The following is a 21,255-nucleotide window of genomic DNA, read 5'->3' as shown; positions in this document are numbered from 1 at the left end:
AGGAAGGCTGCGCCATGACCTTGCTGGCCCGGCTGGACCGGCTCCCCCTGAGCCGTCCGCACTACCTCCTGCTCCTGATAGGCGGCCTCGGCTACACCTTCGACGGCATGGACTCGGCCGTCGTCGCGTTCCTGCTGCCGAGCGCCCAGGAGGCGTGGAACCTCAGCAACGGCCAGCTCGGCATCATCGGCTCCGCCTCGCCGTTCGGCTTCCTGTTCGGCGCGATCGCGGCGGGCCTGCTCGGCGACCGCATCGGCCGCAAGAAGGTCATGATGTACGCGCTCGCCTTCTACGCGGTGTTCTCCGTCGTGGCCGCGTTCGCGCCGAACTACGAGGTGTTCCTCGGCGCGCGGGTGCTGGCCGGGGCCGGCGCCGGCGCGGAGAGCGCGATCATCGCGCCGTTCCTGTCGGAGTTCGTGCCCGCCAAGCGGCGCGGCTGGTTCATCGGCGCGCTGGCCGGGTTCTTCTCCTTCGGGTTCGTCGGGGCGGCGCTCATCGGCCGGTTCGTGGTGCCCACGTTCGACGACGGCTGGCGGATCGCGCAGATCATCACCGCGGTGCCCATCCTGATGCTGCTGTGGTGGCGGCGCTCGCTGCCGGAGTCGCCGCGCTTCCTGCTGCAGCACGGCAGGACCGCCGAGGCCGAGGCCGTGGTCGCCGACATCGAACGGCGCGTCGAGCTCGCCACCGGCCGGCCGCTGCCCCCGGTGCCCGAGACCGCGACCGCGCTGCCCGTCCAGGAGACGCCGAAGGTCACGCTGGTCAACGCCCTGCGGTTCCTGTGGAGCCGGGCGATGGCCAGGCGCACCGGCGTCATCTGGCTGATCTGGTTCGTGATCACGTTCTCGTACTACGGCTTCTTCTCCTGGATCCCCACCCTGCTGGTGGAGCGGGGCATCACGGTGACGAAGAGCTTCGAGTTCTCGCTGATCATCTACCTGGCGCAGATCCCCGGCTACTTCTCCGCCGCCTGGCTGTCGGAGCGGCTCGACCGCAAGAACACCATCGCGATCTACCTCGCGGGGTCGGCCGTCAGCGCCTTCTGGCTGTCGCAGATGGACACGCCCGTGTCGATCACGGTCGCGGGCGCCGTGCTGTCGTTCTTCCTGAACGGCACCTACGCCGGCGTCTACTCCTACACCCCCGAGGTGTTCCCCACCTGGATCCGGGCCACCGGAACCGGCCTGTCGAGCGCGTTCGGCCGCGTCGGCAGCATCCTCGCTCCCACCATCATCGGCGTGTCGTACGCGAGCCTCGGCTTCGGCGGCGTGTTCGGCATGACCACCGCCGTGCTCGCGGCCGGCGTGATCTGCGTGATGGTGTTCGGCCTGGCGACCGCCGGGCGTTCCCTGGAAGACCTGACCGAGCGGGGCGAGCCCGCCGGCGCAGCTAAGGAGATGACGTCGTGACCGGGCTGCCGGAACTGCAGGAGAAGGTACGCGAGCAAGTGGGGGCGCGGTTGTTCACCGTGCTCGCCTGGATCCCCGAACGGCGCGCGCTGCGCCGCGTGCACAGCAGCCACCCCGAGCAGTACCCGGTGGGCGGCGAGAAGACGGTGGAGGTCGCGCAGGAGTGGCTGACCCGCTGCATCGAGCAGCGGCTGCCCTACCTGGGCCGCGACCGGGCCGCCGTACGCGAGATCTTCGCCGACCACGAGCTGATCGAGAGCCTCGGCTGCGGCGCCATCGTCAACGTGCCCGTCGTGGACGGCGGCACCGTGCTCGGCGCGCTCAACATCCTCGACGCCGAGGGCAGCTACGACGAGACGTCCGTGGCCGCCGCCCAGGCGCTCGCGCCGCTGGCCGTGCCCGCGCTGCGAGGCGCCCGATGAGCCTGCTGCTGCGCGACGCCCTGCTGCTCGACCCCGCCACCGGCGACTTCACCGAGACCGACCTGCGCTGCGCGGACGGGCGCGTCGCCGAGACCGGCCGCGGCCTGACCGCCCCCGACGGCACGCGCGTCGTCGACCTGGCCGGCGCGGTCGTCGTCCCCGGCCTGATCGACGCGCACGTGCACGTCACCGCCGCCACCGCCGACCTGGGCGGGCTGACCTCCTGGTCGCCCTCGTACGTGGCCGCGCACAGCGCCCGCATCATGGGCGGCATGCTGGCGCGCGGCTTCACCACCGTCCGCGACGCCTCCGGCGCCGACTACGGGCTCGCCGACGCGCAGGCCGAAGGGCTGATCCGGGGGCCCAGGCTGCTGTTCTGCGGCCGGGCGCTCAGCCAGACCGGCGGCCACGGCGACTCGCGGGCCCGGGGCACCCGGGTGCACGACGACCACCCGTGCTGCGCCGGGCTCGGCCGGGTCGCCGACGGGGTCGACGCCGTGCGCGCCGCCGCCCGCGACGAGCTGCGCAAGGGCGCCCACCACATCAAGGTGATGGCCTCCGGCGGCGTCGCCTCCCCCACCGACCGCATCGACTCCACCCAGTACTCGATGGAGGAGCTGCGCGCCATCGTGGAGGAGGCCGAGGCGGCCAACCGCTACGTGGCCGCGCACGCGTACACCGCACGCGCGGTCAACCGGGCGCTGGAGGCGGGGGTCCGCTCGATCGAGCACGGCAACCTGCTGGACGACCGGAGCGTGGAGCTGTTCCTGGAGCGTGACGCGTTCCTGGTGCCGACGCTGGTCACGTACTGGGCGCTGAAGGAGGAGGGCGTGGCCCACGGGCTGCCGGAGCCGAGCTGGCGCAAGGTCGACGCGGTGCTCGGCGCGGGCCTGGCGGCGCTGGAGCGCGCCGCCAGGGGCGGCGTGCGGCTGGTGTACGGCAGCGACCTGCTCGGCGGCATGCACCGGCACCAGAACCAGGAGTTCCGCCTGCGCGGCGAGGTGCAGAAGCCGCTGGACGTGCTCCGCGCCGCCACGGTGAACGCGGCCGAGCTGCTCGGCATGGCCGGCGAGATCGGCACCCTGGCCGTGGGCGCGCACGCCGACCTGCTGGTCCTCGACGGCGACCCGCTCGCCGACCTCGGCGTCCTGGCCGACCCCGGCCGCATCCGGCACGTCGTCCAGGCCGGGGAGCTCGTTTCCTGAGCCGCCACCGCCGTGGCGGCCCGTCCCGGGCCCGGCGTGGGGACGTCCTCCTCCGGGCCCTGGCAGGGCGAGACGGCCGGCCGCAGGTCTTCCACGGCCGGAAGCGCCTGATCCATAATCAGGCGGTCGGCTGTCGATGAATTGCTGAGGCAATGACGGATATTTCCCCATTACAGCAATCCGATCCCGCGGACCTCGGCGGGTTCGTCCTGCTGGGACGATTACGGCACGACGACCGCGGGCCCGTGTTCCTGGCCCGCGACGCCGACGGCCGGCACGTCGAAGTCGCCTGGCTGCCCGGCGGGCCCGGCGCGGCGGACCGCGTGACCGCCCTGACGGAGCTCGACGCGCCGTCGCTGGCCCGCGTCCTGGCCGCCGGGGTCGCCGGTGGCCGGGCGTACGCGGTGACCGAGCACGTCCCCGGGCGGTCGCTCGCCGCCGCCGTCGCCGCCGACGGCCCGATGACGGGCACCGCGCTGCACCGGCTCGCCATCGCGACGGCCTCCGCCCTCGTGGGGCTGCACCAGGGCGGCGTCACCCACGGCGACCTGCGCCCCGGCACCGTCGTCCTCGGGCCCGACGGCGCCCGCGTCACCGGCTACGGCCTGGCCCCCACCGGCGCTCCCGAGCAGGTCATGGGCCCGGCGGACGACGTGCTCGCCTGGGCCGCCACCATCCTGTACGCCGCCACCGGTTCGGCCGATCGCGGCCTCCGCCACGAGCCCGGCCTGGCCGCACTCGAAGAGCACCTGCGCCCCGCCGTCGCCGCCGCCCTGGCCGAGGACCCGGCGGCGCGGCCCGACTCGGGCGACCTCCTGCTCCGCCTCATCGGCCACTCCACCCGTACGCTCATCCCCGACGCCGCGCCCCACTCCCCCACGGACGAGTTCCGGGCAAGCCCGGGGGCGGACGGCCCGGCGAGCCCAGAGGCGGACGGCCCTGCGAGCCCGGGGACGGACGGCCCGGCGAGTCCGGGGGCAGACGGCCCGGCGAGCCCGGCGGGGGCCCGCCCCGCTGCCCCGCGCCCGGCGTCGGAAGGCGACTCCCCTGGGACGGCCGCACCGTCCCAGGCCGGAGCGGCAGGGCGTTCCCCGGGAGGCGGCGCCGCAGCCTCGGGCGGGGTGGCGTGGCGGGGGTGGCCGGGGCTGGCGGCGGGGGCGCTGGCCGTGGCGGTGGTCTCCGCCGGGGCGGGCCATCTGATCGCCGACCGGGTGGGCGCGGCCTCGCGGCCCGTCCCGTCGCCGACGCTGTCGCTGCCCGACCTGTCGGTGACCGCCGCGGGCCCGCGCGCGCTCCCGTCCCCGCAGGTCACGATGCGGGCGGCCGGGATCGCACTCTCCCTGTACGAGCATCCCGGCGACCCCCAGCGCGTCGTCGCGTACCGGAACGAGCGCGGCACCTGGCTGCGCGCGGCCCAGTGGGACGGGTTCATCGAGGCCGGGGTGGCGGCGGACGACGTGGCCGCCTCGCCCGACGGCACCCGGGTGGCTTTCCAGGCGGGCCGTGACGTGACGGTCGCCGACCGCCGCTCCGGCGAGCGCTTCACCGTACGGGTGCCCGAGCGGGCCGCCTCCCCCGTGTGGGACCGGGCCTCGTCCCGGCTGCTCCTCACGGTGAGCGGCCCGAAGCGGAGGACGGCCGGATTCGCCGTCCTGGACACCGCCACCCGGCAGGCCCGCACCGTCCCCACGGAAGGCGACACGGGACCGTACGCCTGGACCCCCGGCGGCGACGGCGTCGTCGCCTCGCACGACAGCGGCGGCCACACCGGCCTGCGCTTCCGCGACCTGGACGGCCGGGAGGCGCGCACGATGCCGTGGACCGGGCCGAGCGTCGGCCGCGCCCTGTTCTCGCCGTCGGGCCGGCTCATGCTGACCGACTGCCCCAGCGGCGGATCCCATTGCGCGTGGGACGCCGCCACCGGCGTGCGCGTCGCCACCTACGTGAACACGATCAAGGGTGCCGAGATGTGGGGCTGGTACGACGATGACCACCTGATGATCCTGGACCCGGGCCGGACGCCGCACGAGTTCGTGGCGCTGGACTTCCGTGAGGGCACCCGGCGGCTGCTGGCCACCCTGGAGGCGGCCGACGACACCCCCGGTCTGCGCCTGGCCCGGGCGGCCCGGTGAACGCCCGCGCCGTGGGCGGCTACCGCCTCGCCGGCACCCTCCACACGGGCTGCTGCGGCGTCTCGTACCACCTGGCGACCTCCCCCTCGGGGCGCACGGTGGTCGTCCGCCACTACGGCAGGCCGGCCGAGCGCCGCCCCGACCTCGCCCGGATCGCCCGCCTGCGCGAGGCCGCCCCCGTCGGCGCCGTGGCCGTCCTGGACGCGGGCCCTGACCACGTGGTCACCGAGTACGTCGAGGGCGGCTCCCTCCTGGCCCGCCTCACCCCGGCCGCTGCCGCCGGCGGCCCCGGTGAGAGCGGAGGCGGGGCGGCCCGTACCCGGCCGGACCCTGCCGCCGACAGGCCAGGTGATGCAGGCAGTGGGGCGGTTGAGGGGGCGGCGCTGCGGCGGCTGGCGATCGGGACGGTGACGGCCGTGGCGGCCGCGCACCGGGCCGGGCTGGCTCCCGTGGGGATCCGGCCGAGCCGGGTGCTGCTCGGGCCGGACGGGCCGCGGCTGCTGTGCGCGGTGCCGGAGGTTCACGACGTGCTGAGCGGGGGGCACGACACGTCGCCGATCGATCTGGAGCCGGGTGACCTGTTCGCCCCTGAGCGGACGCGCGGCGGTGAGCTCGGGCCCGCGACGGACGTGTGGGCGTGGGCCGCGACGGTGGCGTACGCCGCCGCCGGGCGGGATCCGTTCGGCGGGGGCGGTTTCAGCGGGCGGCTGGCCCGGATGGCGGAGGGGGCGGCGAGCCTGGCCGCGCTCCCGCAGGGGCCGTTGCGTGAGCTGCTGGCCGACTGCCTGGCCGTCGACCCGGAGGTGAGGCCGACGGCGGAGCAGGCGCTGTTGCGTCTGATCGAGGAGACGGTCCTGATCGTCCCGAGACCCGTCCCGAGGCCCGTCCCTGGGCCCGTCCCTGGGCCCGTCCCTGGGCCCGTCCAGCAGGCGGCCGGCGTGAGCGCGGTGGAGGCTGCCGGGGTGGGGAGGAAGCGGCGGCGGGGGGTGGTGGTGGCCGCGGCGGGGGTGGTGATCGCGCTGGTGGCCGGGGGTGTGTCGGCCGGGGTGACGCTGGCCGTGGGCGAGCCGGGCGCGGGGGCGGCGCGGGTGGCGCAGCAGGCGCGGCCCGGGGGGACGTGGACGCCGAGGGCGGTGGCCCCGGCGGACGGGCCTCCTGCGGAGGGGGCCGAGGTGCCGCTGCCGGGCGGGCTCGGGGTGGCGTACGAGCATCCCGGCGACCGGGTGCGGCTGACGTCGGTGCGGGTGGGCGAGAGCCGCCGCTACACGCGGGACCCGCGGACGGGCCGGTTCGGCGACGCCGGGCCGCACACCGTGGTGGCGGAGGCGTCGCCCGACGGGCGTTACACGGCGAGCTTCAACACGCTGTACGCGGCCGCCGGGGATCATCTGGCGGTGTGGTTCGCCGACCATCTGACCGGTGAGCGGTTCAGCGTGCCGGTGCTGCGCCCGCCGTACCAGTCCGTCGGCCTGAGCTGGTCGCGGCGGGGTGGCCGGCTGCTGCTGTCGGTGCAGCGGTTCGAGAAGGTCGGGGAGGAGAACCAGCCGTTCAGCGCCGGGTACGTGATCATCGACGTGGCGGCGCGGTCGGCCAGGTTCGTGCCGACGGGTGACGGGGCGGAGGTGCGGCAGGCGGCGCTGGCGACGGGCGGGAAGGTGAACCCGCTGAGCTTCTACGCCGAGTTCCGGTGGATGCCCGACGGGCGGTCGGTGATCAGCCGCTATCTGACGGCGGAGTGGGGGCAGGGCGTGCGCGTGCGGGACGCGGAGTCGGGCCGGGTGACGCGGATGATGCACTGGGTGGGGCATGTCGTGGGGGCGACGGACATGTTCTCGCCGAGCGGCGGCCGGTTCGTCACGAGCGGGTGCGCGAAGCGGTTCGCCGCCTGCGTGTGGACGGCGGCGGGCGGCGCCCGGGTGGCCACGGTGCCGACGCGGAAGGGGGCGGGCATGGTGGGCTGGTACGACGAGGAGCACCTGATCCAGGTCGTGCCCGGCGGCGGCGACCGCAGCGAGGTGGTGGTGACGGACTTCGCCGGTGAGGTGGTGCGGGTGCTGGCCGAGCTGCGCACGCCGGGTGAGCCGCTGGTGGACGTGCGCTACACGCGGGGCTGACCGGTGGCCGCCGCGGTGCAGCCCGGCGATCCGGCGCGGATCGGCGCGTACGTGGTGCGCGGGCGGCTGGGCGCGGGCGGGCAGGGCGTGGTCTATCTGGCGCAGGCGCCGGGCGGGCGGCCGGTGGCGGTCAAGGTGCTGCGGGCCGCCGACGAGGAGGCCGCCGCGCTGCTGCGCCGGGAGGCTGAGGTGCTGCCCAGGATGGCGGCGTTCTGCACGGCGCAGGTCCTGGAGGTCGGCGCGGCGGGGGCCGAGCCGTACGTGGTGAGCGAGTTCATCGAGGGGCCGACGCTGCAGCAGGCGGTGGCGGCGCGCGGCCCGTTGCGGGGGCGGGAGCTGCACCGGCTGGCGGTGGGGACCGCGACGGCGCTGGCGGCGATCCACCGGGCGGGGGTGGTGCACCGGGATTTCAAGCCGGGCAACGTGCTGCTGAGCCCGGAGGGGCCGAGGGTGATCGATTTCGGCATCGCCCGGCCGGTGGGGGACGCGGGGGCGGGTGACGAGGTGGCGGGGACGCCGCCGTACATGGCTCCGGAGCAGTTCAGGCCGAGGGCGGCGGGCGCGGCGGCGGACGTGTTCGCGTGGGGGGCGACCATGGTGTTCGCGGCGTCGGGGGCGCCGCCGTTCGGGGCGGGGCCGCTGCCCGCGCTCGTCCACCGGATCATGCGGGCCGAGCCGGATCTCGGCGGGCTGGACGGTGATCTGCGTGAGCTGGTGGCGGCGTGCCTGGCCAAGGATCCGGCGCGGCGTCCGGCGGCCAGGGAGGTGCTGCTGCGCCTGCTGGGGCGCACGCCGTCGGCCGTGTCGGACCCGCTGGCGGCGGGCAGCGCCGCCGCCCGGGCCGGGGGTCCTGCTCCCGAGGGCACCGCGCGGCTCGCCGCGCCGATCAAGGCGGGCGGGAAGGCGGGCGGGAAGGCGCGGGGGTGGGTGGCGGGGGCGGTGACCTCGGTCGCGGCGCTGGTGGCGGTCGCGCTCACGCTGCTGTACGTCGCCGCCCGGCAGGGTCCGCCGGCTGCCGGCACCCGTACGGTCGTGGTGCCGGAGCTGGGCGCGACGCTGCACGAGCACCCGAGGGACCCGTTACGGCTGACGTCGTTCCTACGCGGGTCCACGGACCTGAGCGAGGGCCTGGCGTTCGCCGCCGGTGTGCGGCTGCCGGGCGAGGACACGTTTCTGCCGGTCACGGAGCGGATGGCGCCGGTGATCTCCCCCGGCGGGGATCGGGTGGCGTACGTGCACGAGTCGCCGGACCTGGCCGTCGAGAACGCGGGGGCGGTGCGGTTCACCGCGCGCGACCTGACGGGCGCGTTCTGGGTGGACGTGGTCGAGCCGCCGCTGGCGCTGCGCCGCCCGTCGTGGTCGCCGGACGGCTCCCGGCTGCTGGTCAGCGTGTGGGACCCCCGGCTGGACGACCGCACCACGGGGTTCGCCGTCGTCGACCCGGCCCGCCGCACCGCGTCCGTGGTCAGCGCCCCGGCGCCGGGCAAGGAGGACTACGTGTGGGCCTCCGGCGACACCCTGGCCCGCGCGTCGGGGACCGGCGAGATCACCGTCCACTCCCCCGCCGGCGCCGTGCTGCGCACGCTGGGCGGGGTGCGGCAGCCGGCGGGCACGGTCCCGGTGTTCTCCGCCGACGGCAGGCTCGCCACGCTCTGCCCGGGGGCGGAGGACAGGGCGTGCGTGCTCGACGCCGCCACGGGCCGCCGTCTGACGACGCTGCCGCTGCCGGCGGGCGGGGTGCTCTGGTTCTGGTACGGGACGGACCACCTGGCCGTCTACTCCGCGGCCTCCTCGGCGGTGCGGGCGGTGGATCTGACCGGCGATCCGGTGCGCACGCTCGCCGAGTTCGCGACGGGGGGCGCCTGGACCGTCCACTGGGCGGCGCGCTGACCGGGAGCACCGGTGACCGCCGTCAGGCGGACGGCTCCAGGCCGAGGATCGCGCCCGCGCCGCGCAGCAGCTCGGCGCGGAGCTCCGCCACGGGCACATCGGGGAGCTGGCTGACGGGGTCGGCGACGGCGGCGAACGCCTGGGCGGCCCGTACGCGCTCGCGCCACCCTGCGCCGGACCCGGCGAGCAGGTCGACCGCCCGGCCGGTGAAGGCGGTCACGCGCGAGATGACCCGCGCGCTCTCGTCGGCGTAGACGGAGGCGTCGCGCAGGAGCAGCGCCATCGTCCGGCGGTGGGCGAGCATGACGTCGAGGCACCCGGCGAGCAGGTCACGGCGGACGTCGGTCCCGGCGGGGGCGGACTCGGCGGCCCGGATGGCGGCTTCGAGCTCGTCGATCGGCGGCGTGACGAGGCTGTCGAGGATCTCGCTCTTGCTGCGGAAGTGGTGGTAGAGCGAGGGCTTGGAGATGCCGACCCGTTCGGCGACGTCGCGCATGCTGGCGGCGCGGTAGGTCTGGGCGGCGAACAGGTCGCGGGCCGCCTCCAGGATGCGCTGCCTGGTGTCGCCGGGTTCGTTACGCACTGACGCCGCCTCATCGAGCCGAAGGTGTGCCGCCCAGCCTAGCCGACCTTCCGGTCGGTAGGGTACGGTCACGTCCCGACCGACCGGTAGGTAGAGAGAAGGGCGTGGACGATGACACGGACCGACGGCATGACGGCGGCGGGCTACGAGCCGCTGCGGGAGGCGTTCGAGCGCAACTTCGCCGAGCGCGGCGAGGTCGGCGCCGGGCTGACCGTCTACCGGGACGGGCGGCCGGTCGTGGACCTGTGGGGCGGCGAGGCCGACCCGGGCACGCACCGGCCCTGGCGGCGCGACACCATCGCCCCGCTCGCCTCCACCTGCAAGGTGTTCGCCTCGGCCGCGGTGCTGCTGCTGGCCGAGCGGGGCCTGGTGGACCTGGAGGCGCCCGTGGCCCGCTACTGGCCGGAGTTCGCGGCGAACGGCAAGGCCGGCATCACCGTGCGCACCCTGCTCGGGCACCGCGCCGGCCTGCCCAGCATGCACGCGCGGCCCATCACCTGGGAGGATCTGCGCGACTGGACCCCGATCACCGACACGCTCGCCGCCGCGGCCCCCGAGTGGCCGCCCGGCACCGCGCACGGCTATCACGGGGTGAGCATCGGCCATCTCGCCGGGGAGATCGTCCGCCGGGTCTCCGGCGTGACGCTGAGCGAGTTCCTGGCCCGGGAGATCACCGGCCCGCTGGGCCTCGACTGTTACGTCCGGGTGCCCGGCGCCGCGCTGCCGCGCCTGGCGACGATGGTCGTGCCCGACGCCGGCACCGTGCGCTTGGGCATGCAGGTGCCGGAGCTCGCCGGGTTCGTCGCGGCGCTCGCCGACCCCGGCAGCCTGTCCTACCGCTCCTTCTACGGCAGCGTCGCCATCGGCTGGGACGCCACCAACGACCCGCGCACGTACCAGGTGGAGAGCCCGTCGATGGACGGCGTCGCCTCGGCGCACTCGCTGGCCCGCTTCTTCGCCGCCCTGATCGGCGAGGTCGACGGCGTCCGGCTGCTCGGCCCCGGGCTGGTCGACCGGGTGCGCACCCCGCAGGCCGAGGGCATGGACCGCACCCTGTGCGCGCACACCGCCTGGGGGATCGGCTTCGCCGTGCCCGGCGGCCCGTTCTGGCCCGCGCCGCCGCGCCTGACGGGCCTGTTCGGGCAGGGCGGCGCGACCGGCTCGTTCGGCTTCGCCGACCCGGACCGCCGGATCGCCTTCGGCTACGTGCCCAACCGCGGCTCCGAGCTGCTCGAAGGCGGCGACTTCCGCGTCCGTTCGCTCATCGAGGCGCTGTACGCGACGCTGGAGGACCGGGAACGCGGGTGAGCCCGGGATTCGCGCACGAAGGGGCGTACATGTGGATCTTCAACGAGTAGGCTCGTCGCACATCCTGCCCCATTCGCCCGGGAAGGCGACCGATGACCGAAGAAGCGCTCAGCCGCATCAACACCGAGGTTCCCAGCCCCGCCCGCATCTACGACCTGTGGCTGGGCGGCAAGGACAACTACGAGATCGACCGGATCGTCAGCGAGCAGATCCTCCAGGCGGTGCCCGAGCTGCCGGTGCTCGCCCGGACCAACCGGGAGTTCCTGGGCCGCGCGGTGCGCTACATGGCGGGCCAGGCCGGGGTCCGGCAGTTCCTGGACATCGGCACCGGCATCCCGACCGCGAACAACACCCACCAGGTGGCGCAGTCGGTGGACCCGGGCTGCCGCGTCGTCTACGTCGACAACGACCCGGTGGTGCTGGTGCACGCGCGGGCGCTGCTGCAGGGCGAGTCGGAGGGCGACACCTCGTTCATCGACGCGGACCTGCGCGAGCCGGAGAAGATCCTGGAGGCGGCGCGCGACCTGCTGGACTTCGGCCAGCCGATCGGGCTGATGCTCCTCGGCGTGGTGGACTTCCTGCCGGACACCGGCGAGGCGCGGTCGATCATCGGGCGGCTGATGGAGCCGATGGCGCCGGGCAGCCATCTGGCCATCTCGCACGGCCTGGTCGGCAAGCAGCTGGAGGAGGGCGTGCGGCACTGGAACGAGAGCGGCGGCGCCACGATGACGCTGCGCACGCTGGAGGAGGCGACGAGCTTCTTCGACGGCCTGGAGCTGCTGGAGCCGGGCGTGGTCGCGCTGCCGAAGTGGCGGCCGGACCCCGACACGCTGTACGCGGACCGCGAGGCGGTCTACTACGCGGGGGTGGGCCGCAAGTCCTGAGATGGGATGCCGTGCCGGGGCGTCCCCGGCACGGCATGGTCCCGCCCGTCAGCCGTTCTTCGCCTTGGCGTAGTCGCTCGCGCCGCCCGCGAAGTCGTAGACCAGGACCTGCTCGTCGCCGACCACCCAGGCGTCGTGGCCCGGCGGGCAGACGAACACCTCGCCGGGGCCCACTTCGGACTCCGTGCCGTCCTGCATCCGGATGTGCAGCCGCCCGCGCACGACGAACCCGTTGTGGTGGACCTCGCACAGGTCGGTGCCCGCGATCGGCTTGACCGACTCCGACCAGCGCCACCCCGGCTCGAACGTGGCCACGCCGAAGCTCAGGCCGGTCAGCTCGCACACCTCCAGGTGGCCCATCGGGAAGTCGCGCCGTTCGTCCGGCTTGTCGATGCTCTTGACTTCGATCATGACGTCCCCCCTCCGTCACTTTTCAGTCTTCCACCGGGTCCGGCGGGTCACAAGACGATCGGGAATTGGGCCTTGTCGCAGGTGGGTGTCAAGGCTAGTGTCAGGCCAACTCTTAGGAAACTTTCCTATAAGTTACACCCCCCGGCAAGAGAAGGTGATCAGGTGAAGCGCGTCCTCGCGTCCGCGTGCGCCGCCGCCGTCGTGGGCGGGCTGGCCTTCGTGCTCCCGCTGTCCAGCGCCTCCGCCGCGGCCTGCGCCGCCGCGTGGAGCTCCGGCGCCGTCTACACCGGCGGCATGACCGCCTCCCACAACGGCCGCAACTGGTCGGCCCGATGGTGGACGCAGAACGAGACCCCCGGCAGCTCCCAGGTGTGGGCCGACCAGGGAGCCTGCGACGGCGGCGGCACCACCCCGCCGGGCTCGTGCGACCACCCGAACTGGGTGGCGGGCACCTTCTACGCGGCCGGCTCGATCGTGCGCTACACCGACGGCCGCTACTACCGCGCCGAGCACGACAACCCGGGCTACGACCCGGTCGTCTCCACCTGGTACTGGGAGCCGTACACCTGCGGAGGGAGCACGCCCACGCCGACGTCCACGCCCACCGGCCCGCCGGACCCGTCCGGGTTCGTCGTCAGCCAGGCGCAGTTCAACCAGATGTTCCCGAACCGGAACTCGTTCTACACCTACAGCGGCCTGACCGCCGCGCTGAGCGCGTACCCGGGCTTCGCCAAGACCGGCAGCGAGACCGTGCGCAAGCAGGAGGCGGCGGCCTTCCTCGCCAACGTCAGCCACGAGACCGGCGGCCTGGTCCACATCGTCGAGCAGAACACCGCGAACTACCCGCACTACTGCGACTCGAGCCAGCCCTACGGCTGCCCGGCCGGGCAGGCGGCCTACTACGGGCGCGGCCCGATCCAGCTGAGCTGGAACTTCAACTACAAGGCCGCCGGTGACGCGCTCGGCATCGACCTGCTGCGCAACCCGTGGCTGGTGCAGAACGACGCGGCCGTGGCGTGGAAGACCGCGCTGTGGTACTGGAACACGCAGAACGGTCCCGGCACCATGACCCCGCACAACGCGATGGTCAACGGCCACGGCTTCGGCGAGACGATCCGCAGCATCAACGGCGCCCTGGAGTGCGGCGGCCGCAACCCGGCCCAGGTCCAGAGCCGCGTCAACAACTACCAGCGCTTCACGCAGATCCTCGGCACCACGACGGGAGGCAATCTGACCTGCTGAGCATGTTCGCCGCCTGGCGGGTACGGCTCCCTCATGGTGACAACAGCCGACCGTGAGGACGTCCGGGACCTGCTCGCGCGGCAGGCTCAGCTCGTGGAGGTGCTGCCCGGCCGCGAGTACGCCTGGGCGCACCTCCCGGGCGCGGTCAACGTGCCGCTCAAGGGCTTCGACGAGGCGGCGACCGGCGCGCTGGACCCGGGGCGGCCGGTCGTCGTCTACTGCCACGACTGGCTGTGCGACCTGAGCCCGCGCGCCGCCCGCCGCCTGGACCGCCTCGGCTTCGGCGACGTGCGCGACTACGCGGCGGGCAAGATGGACTGGCTGTCGGCCGCGCTGCCGTACGAGGGCGAGGCCCGGCTGGTCGTGCGGCAGGTGCGCCCCGACCCGGTGGTCGCCGGGCTGGACGAGCCGCTGGACGAGCTTGGCGACCGGGTGCTCGGCGATCCGGCCGGGCTGGCCGTGGTGGTCGGCGGCGACGGCGTCGTGCAGGGCGTCGTGGGCTCGGACGAGCTGGCCGCGGGCGGCTCGCGGAGCACCGCCGAGCAGGCGATGAACACGGGCGTCACCACGGTGCGGCCGAGCGAGCCGCTGGAGCCGCTGGTCGAGCGGATGGAGCGGGCCGGGGTCCAGCACGTGGTGGTGACCCGGGCGGACGGCACGCTGGTCGGCCTGTTCGGGCTCGGTGACACCCGGCCGCCGGAGAACGAGTCGGACCAGGGGTGAGTCATGGGGACGCTGGAGGCGCTGCTCGACCGCTACGGTCAGACCTACGCCGAGGAGGCCGGCATCAGGATGGCCGACCGGCCGATGCCGCTCTACCAGTTGCTGGTGCTGTCGACGCTGCTGAGCGCGCGGATCTCGTCCGGCGTCGCGGTGGCGGCGGCGCGCGAGCTGTTCGCGGCCGGTTTCCGGACGCCGAAGGCGATGGCCGCGGCGAGCTGGCAGCAGCGGGTGGACGCGCTGGGCCGCGGGCACTACCGCCGCTACGACGAGCGCACCGCCACGATGCTCGGTGACGGCGCCGAGCTGCTGCTCGACCGGTGGAAGGGCGATCTGCGGCGGCTGCGCGAGGAGGCCGGGGGCGACGAGCGGCGGCTGCGCGAGCTGCTCGCCGAGTTCCCCGGCATCGGCCCGGCCGGGACGGACATCTTCCTGCGTGAGGTGCAGGGCGTGTGGCCGCAGGTCGCGCCGCACCTCGACGACCGGGTGCTGGAGGGCGCCCGGGCGGTCGGCCTGCCGCACCGCGAGGGCCCGCTCGCCGGCCTGGCGGGGTCCGGCCCGAAGCTGGCCCGGCTGTCGGCCGCCCTGGTACGGGTCTCGCGCAGCAAGAAGTCGGCCGCCGAGGTGAAGGCCGCCGGACGCTGACCGGTCAGACCACCCAGGCCGGGACGAGCTTGCCCGCGTCGGGCAGCGCGCAGTGCGGGTCGACCGGGGCGGTCGTGCCGTAGGCGCGCATCCCGGCGGGGGCGACGACGATGGCGGCCAGCCCGCCGGGCGCGGCGGCGGTGATGCGGCGCGGCACGTCGGCGGGGATCACGACCGTGTCGCCGGGGCCGGCGGTCAGGGTGTCGCCGTCCACCTCGACGGTCGCGCCGCCGTCGAGCACGGTCCACACCTGTTCGGCGTCGATGGCGTGGACCGGTCCCGCCTGCCCTCCGGTCATGTCGACCCGCCACACCACCTGAGACGAGCCGCCCTGGGCCGGCGAGGCGAGGGTGGTCATGACGGCGTTGGGGGTCTCGGTGCGGCGGCTTTCGGCGCTGCGGACGACGGGCATGGCGGGCTCCTCGGATAGGAAACGTGGTTGTCTAAATAGTGAACCATGTTGTCCATCTCTGTCAACGCGGCGCTATTGACGCCTCCGTAAAACACGGGTTACCGTCACCTGTACAACTAAAAGGAAACTTTCCTAACAGTTGGCGCGTACTCCCATCCCACCCCCCAGAGTTCACCCAACTCGGATGTCGGAGCATCATGAGACACAGCGTTCAGAGCAAGGTCCTGGCCGGCGTCGCGGCGTTACTCATGCCGCTCACCGCGGTGGTCGCCGCCCCCACGGGGGCGTACGGCGCGACGGCGCCGTCGGCGTCCGTCGCCGCGCTCGCCGCCTGGGCGCCGAACACGGCGTACACGGCCGGCACGGTCGTCACCTACAACGGCGTCTCCTACAAGTGCCGTCAGAGCCACACCTCCCTGCCCGGCTGGGAGCCGCCGAACGTCCCCGCCCTGTGGGAGGTCACGACCGGCGGCCCGGGTGAGGACACCGAGGCGCCCAGCGTGCCCGGCAACCTCCGCTCGACCGGCGTCACCTCCAGCAGCGTCTCGCTCGCCTGGAACGCCTCCACCGACAACGTCGCCGTCAGCGGCTACGAGGTCTACCGCGGCACCACCCTGGTCAGCACCGTCACCGGCACCACCTTCACCGACACCGGGCTGACGGCCGACACCGCCTACAGCTACACGGTGCGGGCCCGTGACGCCGCCGGCAACCGCTCCGCCGCGACCGCCGCGGTCAGCGCGCGCACCAGCCAGGGCGGGGGCGACGACACCCAGGCGCCCAGCGTGCCCGGCAACCTCCGCTCGACCGGCGTCACCTCCAACAGCGTCTCGCTCGCCTGGAACGCCTCCACCGACAACGTCGCCGTCACCGGCTACGAGGTCTACCGCGGCACCACCCTGGTCGACACCGTCACCGGCACCACCTTCACGGACACCGGCCTGAGCGCCAACACGTCCTACAGCTACACCGTCCGCGCCCGTGACGCCGCCGGCAACCGCTCCGCGGCCAGCTCCGCGGTCAGCGCGCGCACCAGCGAGGGCGGCGGCCCCGGCGGGGACAAGGTGCTCGGCTACTTCGTCCAGTGGGGCGTCTACCAGCGCGGCTACCACGTCAAGAACATCGACACCAGCGGCTCGGCCTCGAAGCTGACCCACATCAACTACGCCTTCGGCAACGTGCAGAACGGCCAGTGCACCATCGGTGACAGCTACGCCGACTACGACCGCTTCTACCAGGCGGGCGAGAGCGTCGACGGCGTCGCCGACACGTGGGACGCCGGCGCGCTGCGCGGCAACTTCAACCAGCTGCGCAAGCTCAAGAAGAAGTACCCGAACCTCAAGGTGCTGTTCTCCTTCGGCGGCTGGACCTGGTCCGGCGGATTCGCCCAGGCCGCGCAGAACCCGACCGCGTTCGCCGAGTCCTGCTACCGCCTGGTGGAGGACCCGCGCTGGGCCGACGTCTTCGACGGCATCGACATCGACTGGGAGTACCCGAACGCCTGTGGCCTGACCTGTGACACCAGCGGGCCGGCCGCGTTCAAGAACCTGATGCAGGCGCTGCGCAGCCGCTTCGGCAGCAACAACCTGGTCACCGCCGCCATCACCGCCGACGGCACCGACGGCGGCAAGATCGACGCGGCCGACTACGGCGGCGCCGCGCAGTACGTCGACTGGTACAACGTCATGACGTACGACTTCTTCGGCGCCTGGGCGGCGCAGGGCCCGACGGCCCCGCACTCGCCGCTCAACTCCTACTCGGGCATCCCGATCGCCGGGTTCCACTCGGACCAGGCGATCCAGAAGCTCAGGAGCAAGAACATCCCGGCGAGCAAGCTGCTGCTCGGCATCGGCTTCTACGGCCGCGGCTGGACCGGCGTCACCCAGTCCACGCCGGGCGGCACGGCGACCGGCCCCGCGCCGGGCACCTACGAGCAGGGCATCGAGGACTACAAGGTCCTCAAGACCCGCTGCCCCTCCACCGGGACCGTCGCGGGCACCGCGTACGCGTACTGCGGCAACCAGTGGTGGAGCTACGACACGCCGGCCACGATCGGCAGCAAGATGGGCTACTCGAAGAACCAGGGCCTCGGCGGCGCCTTCTTCTGGGAGCTCAGCGGCGACACCACCAACGGTGAGCTGATCACCGCGATGAAGAACGGCCTGAACTGACGCAGGCGCCCTGGGCGGGACGTGAGGTCGCGCCCAGGGCAGCACATCAGGAGCACCCGCTCCTGCCGCGCCTACGGCGTGGCGGGGGCGGGTGTTCGCGTTGCGAGGCCGCGCACGGTCAGCTCGACGAGCTGGCGCAGCCGGGTGCGCAGGACCTCCGGGGGCGCCTCCTGCTGGGCGATGCCGGTCAGGGAGGCGACCAGGACGGCGGCGGCGTCGCGCGCCGGGATGGCGTGGCCCAGCAGGTCGAGCTCGCCGGAGGCCGCCTCCAGCGCCGCCGCGACCGCCTCGGTGTAGCCGTCCTCCAGGGCGAGCACCACGTCGCCCGCCACCTCGCGCGCCTCGGCCAGCAGCTCGGCGCGCAGCCGCGCCTCGACGCCGCCGCCGACGAGGTCGAGCTTGACGGCGAGCATCCCGTAGAGCCGGTCGGCGACGGAGCCGCCGCCGCGCCACGCGGCCCGCGCGGCGGTCACGAGGTCGCCGGCGAGCTTCTCGCCGACGGCGCGGAAGAGCTCCTCCTTGCCGCCGAAGTACTGGTAGACGGCGGGGCGTGACATGCGCGCCGCGCGCGCGATCAGGTCCATGGACGTGCGCCGGTAGCCGTGACGGACGAAGACGCCCAGGGCGGCGGCGACGATGTGGTCCTGCTTGGCCGCGGCCCCGTCTGACATGCTGACATTCTATGACGGCCCGTCAGGCCCGGGCCGGGGGCCGCCTGCCGAAGGCGCCGATCGTCGCGTGGAACACGCCGATGACCAGCGCCCCGAGCGCCGCCGCCGCGAACGCCGCGACCGGCCGCTCCCCCACGTCCGCACCCCAGGCCAGCAGGGCGGCGATGACGTACGAGGCCCAGCCCGCCAGCAGGTTGGGCAGCGGCCCTGAGCCGAAGGCCGAGGGGAAGTGCTCCTTGGTGATGCCCTTGACGAAGTGCGGGGTCGCGTTGGCGGCGAACAGGCCCGCGAAGAAGCTCATGACGACGGTCGGCAGCATGCGTCCTCCTGGACGGTCTCGGGTGCTGACATATTAGACGCTTTTTGTCAGATTGTCTGCCCGGTGGCGCGGCGGCGGCTACGATCACGGCATGCCGATCGACTTCGAGGAGGCCAGGGTCGTCCCGGGCAGCGCTCCCGGCACGTACGTCCTGGTCGTCAGCGGGAGCAAGCCGTACGCGAACATGGAGGTGCGGCTGGCGCCGCTCGTCTACATCACCCAGCCGGACTACTGGGTCATCGAGGTCGAGGGCACGCTGCCGGGCATCGGGCTGCCCGCGCTGGCGCCGTACACGGTGTCGCTGCCGCTCGACGCGGTCCGCGGCACGGCGGGGATCGAGGTGGCCGGCGCCCGCCGGAGGCAGAGGTTCGACGTGCCGTAGGACACCGTGCGCGCCGGGGCCGCTACCCTGGGTGATTTCGGATGGGCGTATTCTGCATTTATGGCGACTTTCGGCCCGGGGAGCAGGACGGGCTAGCGCGTGGGAGGCAGGTCCGCTTCCATCACGGGTTCCAGGCGGGGCGCGCCGGGACTCGATGACCTGCTGGTGCGCGCCGTCAGCGAGACCGGCGCGCACATCGGCGCGCTCTACCTGCTCGACCAGGACGGCCTGGTCCTGAGCATGAACACGGCGATGGGCTTCCCCGCGGCCGTCGCCAAGGCGTGGGCCCGGATCCGCATGTCGATGCGGATGCCGATGACCGTGTCGCTGCGCGAACGGCGGCCGGTGTGGACGGCCGACCGGGAGGACCTGGCCCGCCAGTTCCCGGGGGTCGCGCTGGCGATGCCGTACAACTTCGCCGTCGTGACGGCCCCGATCCTGTGCGGCGGGGCGGCGCGCGGCGCGCTGCTGCTGCTCCTGCCCGCCACCCGCGACAGCGGGCCGGGCCAGCACGTGCTCGACGTCATGGAACGCGCCTGCAAGGACATGGGCGAGCTGCTGCAGCAGGCCGACCGGCTCGGCCGGCCGGTCCGGCCCAGGCCGCGGCCCCGCATCCTGGCCCCGTTCCGCTCCCAGCAGGACGACCCCGCCGTGAGCGCCGAGGCGGCGATGGCCGCGCTGGAATGCCTCAACGGCCTGCCCGAGGGCTACTGCGCGCTGGACGTGGACGGCAGGGTGACGTTCCTCAGCGCGCCGGCGTCCGGGCTGCTCGACACCACCGCCGCCGAGATGGTCGGCAAGCGGCCGTGGGAGGTGCTGCCGTGGCTGGCCGACCCGCCGCACGAGGACAGCTACCGGGCGGCCGTCCTCGGCCACCAGATCACCTTCTTCACCGCCCAGCGGCCCGACGGGCAGTGGCTGGCGTTCCAGCTCTTCCCGACGCCGTCCGGGCTCAGCGTCCGCATCACGCCGAGCACGATGGCCCGCGACCCCGCCCACGTGATGCCCGACCCGGTGGTCAGCCGGCAGATCAGCGGGGCCGCCCTGTACGACATGCTGCAACTCGCCTCCTCACTCAGCCAGGCCGCCACCGTCCAGGACGTGATCGACCTGGTGGCCGACCAGATCATCCCCGTCTTCGACGTCAAGGGGCTGGCCATCCTCACCGCCGAGGGCGGGCGGCTGCGGGTCGCCGCCACCCGCGGCTACAGCCCGGAAGGCGTCGCCGAGATGCGCAGACGCGCGCCGTGCGCCCCGCACGCCCCCGAACTGCCCCTCATCACCGGCGAACCCGCGTTCTTCGCCAACGAGCGCGAACTGCTCGACGTCTACCCCGACGCGGGCCGCTACGACGGCATGGCCGCCTGGGCGCTGCTGCCGCTGCACAGCTCCGGCGGGCCGATCGGCACCCTCGTGCTCGCCTACGGGAGCCCGCACCGCTTCACCCAGGACGAGCGGACCACGCTCACCTCGCTCGCCGGGCTGATGGCGCAGGCGCTGGAACGGGCCCGGCTCTACGACGCCAAGCACCGCCTGGCCCAGACCCTCCAGGCCAGCCTGCTGCCCCGCGCCCTCCCGGTGATCCCCGGGCTGGAGGTGGCGGCCCGCTACCTGCCCGCGACCCAGGGCATCGACATCGGCGGCGACTTCTACGACCTCATCCACCTCGACGACGGCCAGGCCGCCGCCGTCATCGGCGACGTCCAGGGGCACGACACGAACGCCGCCGCGCTCATGGGGCAGGTCCGCACGGCCATCCACGCGCACGCGACCTCGGGCGCGAGCGCGGGCGAGGTGCTGAGCCACACCAACCGGCTGCTCATCGACCTGTCGCCGAACCGGTTCACGAGCTGCCTCTACATCAGCCTCGACCTGCGCGACGGCTCCGCGTGCGTGGCGAGCGCCGGCCACCTGCCCGCGCTGCTGCGCCGGCCCGGGCGGCCCACGGAGATCGTCGAGTCGACGCCGGGGCTGCTGCTCGGCATCGACCCGGCGGCCGAGTACCCGACGTCGCAGCTCGACCTGCCGCCTGGCAGCGTGCTGACCCTCTACACCGACGGCCTCATCGAGGCGCCGGGCGTGGACCTCGGCGACGCCATCGACGGGCTGGCGCGGCGGCTCACCCGGCACGGCGGCCTGCCGCTGGCGCGGCTGGCGGACCGGCTCGTCGACCCGGCCGAGGGCGTCGGCTACCGCGCCGACGACGTCGCCGTGCTCCTCCTCTCCCCGGTCAACCCCTCCCCGACGGACGCCACCCCGGACGGCCCCGGGCACGACGACCCCCCGCCGGAGGGTTAGGGTCCGTTCGGTCCCGCACCAGGCGACCCCGCACCGG

The 21,255-nt window shown here is 74.1% G+C and carries 19 protein-coding genes; 14 read left to right on the top strand and 5 right to left on the bottom strand.

Annotated features, from left to right (window positions below; all coding sequences use genetic code 11):
- Positions 1-14: 14 nt before the first annotated feature.
- The 6 genes from AB0J53_RS09770 to AB0J53_RS09745 all read left to right on the top strand — a co-directional run bounded on the left by AB0J53_RS09770 (position 15) and on the right by AB0J53_RS09745 (position 9,172).
- The gene (locus AB0J53_RS09770; RefSeq protein ID WP_357588188.1) at positions 15-1,409 is read left to right on the top strand and encodes an MFS transporter; all 1,395 of its coding nucleotides are present in this window, start codon (positions 15-17) and stop codon (positions 1,407-1,409) included.
- Positions 1,406-1,831: a GAF domain-containing protein gene (locus tag AB0J53_RS09765; RefSeq protein ID WP_308125905.1), complete on the top strand. Its 426-nt coding sequence runs from the start codon at positions 1,406-1,408 to the stop codon at positions 1,829-1,831. The genes AB0J53_RS09770 and AB0J53_RS09765 overlap by 4 nt, the downstream gene beginning before the upstream one ends.
- Positions 1,828-3,036 carry an amidohydrolase family protein gene (locus tag AB0J53_RS09760; protein ID WP_364170548.1) on the top strand — a complete coding sequence of 403 codons (1,209 nt, stop codon included), beginning with the start codon at positions 1,828-1,830 and terminating at the stop codon, positions 3,034-3,036. The genes AB0J53_RS09765 and AB0J53_RS09760 overlap by 4 nt, the downstream gene beginning before the upstream one ends.
- Positions 3,037-3,188: 152 nt before the next feature.
- Positions 3,189-5,168, top strand: coding sequence for a hypothetical protein (locus AB0J53_RS09755; RefSeq protein ID WP_364170545.1), 1,980 nt, complete (start codon positions 3,189-3,191; stop codon positions 5,166-5,168).
- Entirely contained in the window at positions 5,165-7,282 is a 2,118-nt protein-coding gene (locus AB0J53_RS09750; RefSeq protein ID WP_364170542.1) for a hypothetical protein, read from the top strand. Before AB0J53_RS09755 ends, AB0J53_RS09750 begins: the two co-directional genes overlap by 4 nt.
- A gap of 3 nt (positions 7,283-7,285) precedes the next feature.
- Positions 7,286-9,172, top strand: coding sequence for a serine/threonine-protein kinase (locus tag AB0J53_RS09745; RefSeq protein ID WP_364170540.1), 1,887 nt, complete (start codon positions 7,286-7,288; stop codon positions 9,170-9,172).
- Positions 9,173-9,194: 22 nt separating this feature from the next.
- Here AB0J53_RS09745 and AB0J53_RS09740 read toward each other — a convergent pair whose 3' ends face one another.
- On the bottom strand, positions 9,195-9,755 hold the full coding sequence (locus AB0J53_RS09740; RefSeq protein WP_364170537.1) for a helix-turn-helix domain-containing protein: 561 nt from the start codon (positions 9,753-9,755) through the stop codon (positions 9,195-9,197).
- Between the two features lie 111 nt (positions 9,756-9,866).
- On the opposite strand from AB0J53_RS09740, the gene AB0J53_RS09735 reads away from it, so the two are divergent.
- Together AB0J53_RS09735 and AB0J53_RS09730 are read left to right on the top strand one after the other, a co-directional pair.
- Positions 9,867-11,063 (top strand): serine hydrolase domain-containing protein, encoded by a 1,197-nt coding sequence (locus AB0J53_RS09735; protein WP_364170534.1) that lies wholly within the window; start codon positions 9,867-9,869, stop codon positions 11,061-11,063.
- Positions 11,064-11,155: 92 nt separating this feature from the next.
- Positions 11,156-11,947, top strand: coding sequence for an SAM-dependent methyltransferase (locus AB0J53_RS09730; protein WP_364170532.1), 792 nt, complete (start codon positions 11,156-11,158; stop codon positions 11,945-11,947).
- 48 nt (positions 11,948-11,995) lie between these two features.
- Here AB0J53_RS09730 and AB0J53_RS09725 read toward each other — a convergent pair whose 3' ends face one another.
- Complete coding sequence (locus AB0J53_RS09725; protein ID WP_219518676.1) at positions 11,996-12,358, bottom strand: cupin domain-containing protein; 363 nt, start codon at positions 12,356-12,358, stop codon at positions 11,996-11,998.
- Positions 12,359-12,520: 162 nt separating this feature from the next.
- Between AB0J53_RS09725 and AB0J53_RS09720 the strand changes: the two genes are divergently transcribed.
- Genes AB0J53_RS09720 through AB0J53_RS09710 form a run of 3 tightly spaced genes read left to right on the top strand, consistent with a single transcriptional unit; the run spans position 12,521 to position 14,965 of the window.
- Positions 12,521-13,600 (top strand): glycoside hydrolase family 19 protein, encoded by a 1,080-nt coding sequence (locus AB0J53_RS09720; protein WP_364170529.1) that lies wholly within the window; start codon positions 12,521-12,523, stop codon positions 13,598-13,600.
- A 33-nt stretch (positions 13,601-13,633) separates the two neighbouring features.
- Positions 13,634-14,323: a rhodanese-like domain-containing protein gene (locus tag AB0J53_RS09715; protein WP_364170526.1), complete on the top strand. Its 690-nt coding sequence runs from the start codon at positions 13,634-13,636 to the stop codon at positions 14,321-14,323.
- A gap of 3 nt (positions 14,324-14,326) precedes the next feature.
- On the top strand, positions 14,327-14,965 hold the full coding sequence (locus tag AB0J53_RS09710) for an endonuclease (protein ID WP_364170524.1): 639 nt from the start codon (positions 14,327-14,329) through the stop codon (positions 14,963-14,965).
- A gap of 4 nt (positions 14,966-14,969) precedes the next feature.
- Here the strand turns inward: AB0J53_RS09710 and AB0J53_RS09705 are convergent, their stop codons facing one another.
- Positions 14,970-15,377 carry a cupin domain-containing protein gene (locus AB0J53_RS09705; RefSeq protein WP_364170521.1) on the bottom strand — a complete coding sequence of 136 codons (408 nt, stop codon included), beginning with the start codon at positions 15,375-15,377 and terminating at the stop codon, positions 14,970-14,972.
- 197 nt (positions 15,378-15,574) lie between these two features.
- On the opposite strand from AB0J53_RS09705, the gene AB0J53_RS09700 reads away from it, so the two are divergent.
- Positions 15,575-17,548 (top strand): glycosyl hydrolase family 18 protein, encoded by a 1,974-nt coding sequence (locus AB0J53_RS09700; protein WP_364170518.1) that lies wholly within the window; start codon positions 15,575-15,577, stop codon positions 17,546-17,548.
- Positions 17,549-17,619: 71 nt separating this feature from the next.
- On the opposite strand, the gene AB0J53_RS09695 is transcribed toward AB0J53_RS09700, so the two are convergent.
- Both AB0J53_RS09695 and AB0J53_RS09690 read right to left on the bottom strand, forming a co-directional pair.
- Positions 17,620-18,219 (bottom strand): helix-turn-helix domain-containing protein, encoded by a 600-nt coding sequence (locus tag AB0J53_RS09695; protein ID WP_364170515.1) that lies wholly within the window; start codon positions 18,217-18,219, stop codon positions 17,620-17,622.
- Between the two features lie 22 nt (positions 18,220-18,241).
- Positions 18,242-18,538, bottom strand: coding sequence for a hypothetical protein (locus AB0J53_RS09690; protein WP_364170512.1), 297 nt, complete (start codon positions 18,536-18,538; stop codon positions 18,242-18,244).
- Positions 18,539-18,629: 91 nt separating this feature from the next.
- Between AB0J53_RS09690 and AB0J53_RS09685 the strand changes: the two genes are divergently transcribed.
- The gene (locus AB0J53_RS09685) at positions 18,630-18,920 is read left to right on the top strand and encodes a hypothetical protein (RefSeq protein WP_364170509.1); all 291 of its coding nucleotides are present in this window, start codon (positions 18,630-18,632) and stop codon (positions 18,918-18,920) included.
- 165 nt (positions 18,921-19,085) lie between these two features.
- Complete coding sequence (locus AB0J53_RS09680; protein WP_364170506.1) at positions 19,086-21,218, top strand: SpoIIE family protein phosphatase; 2,133 nt, start codon at positions 19,086-19,088, stop codon at positions 21,216-21,218.
- Positions 21,219-21,255: the final 37 nt, after the last annotated feature.

The organism is Nonomuraea sp. NPDC049725, from assembly GCF_040674795.1.
GTDB lineage: Bacteria > Actinomycetota > Actinomycetes > Streptosporangiales > Streptosporangiaceae > Nonomuraea > Nonomuraea ceibae.
Note: the sequence above shows the minus strand (reverse complement) of the source record. Positions and strands in the feature narration are given on the sequence as shown.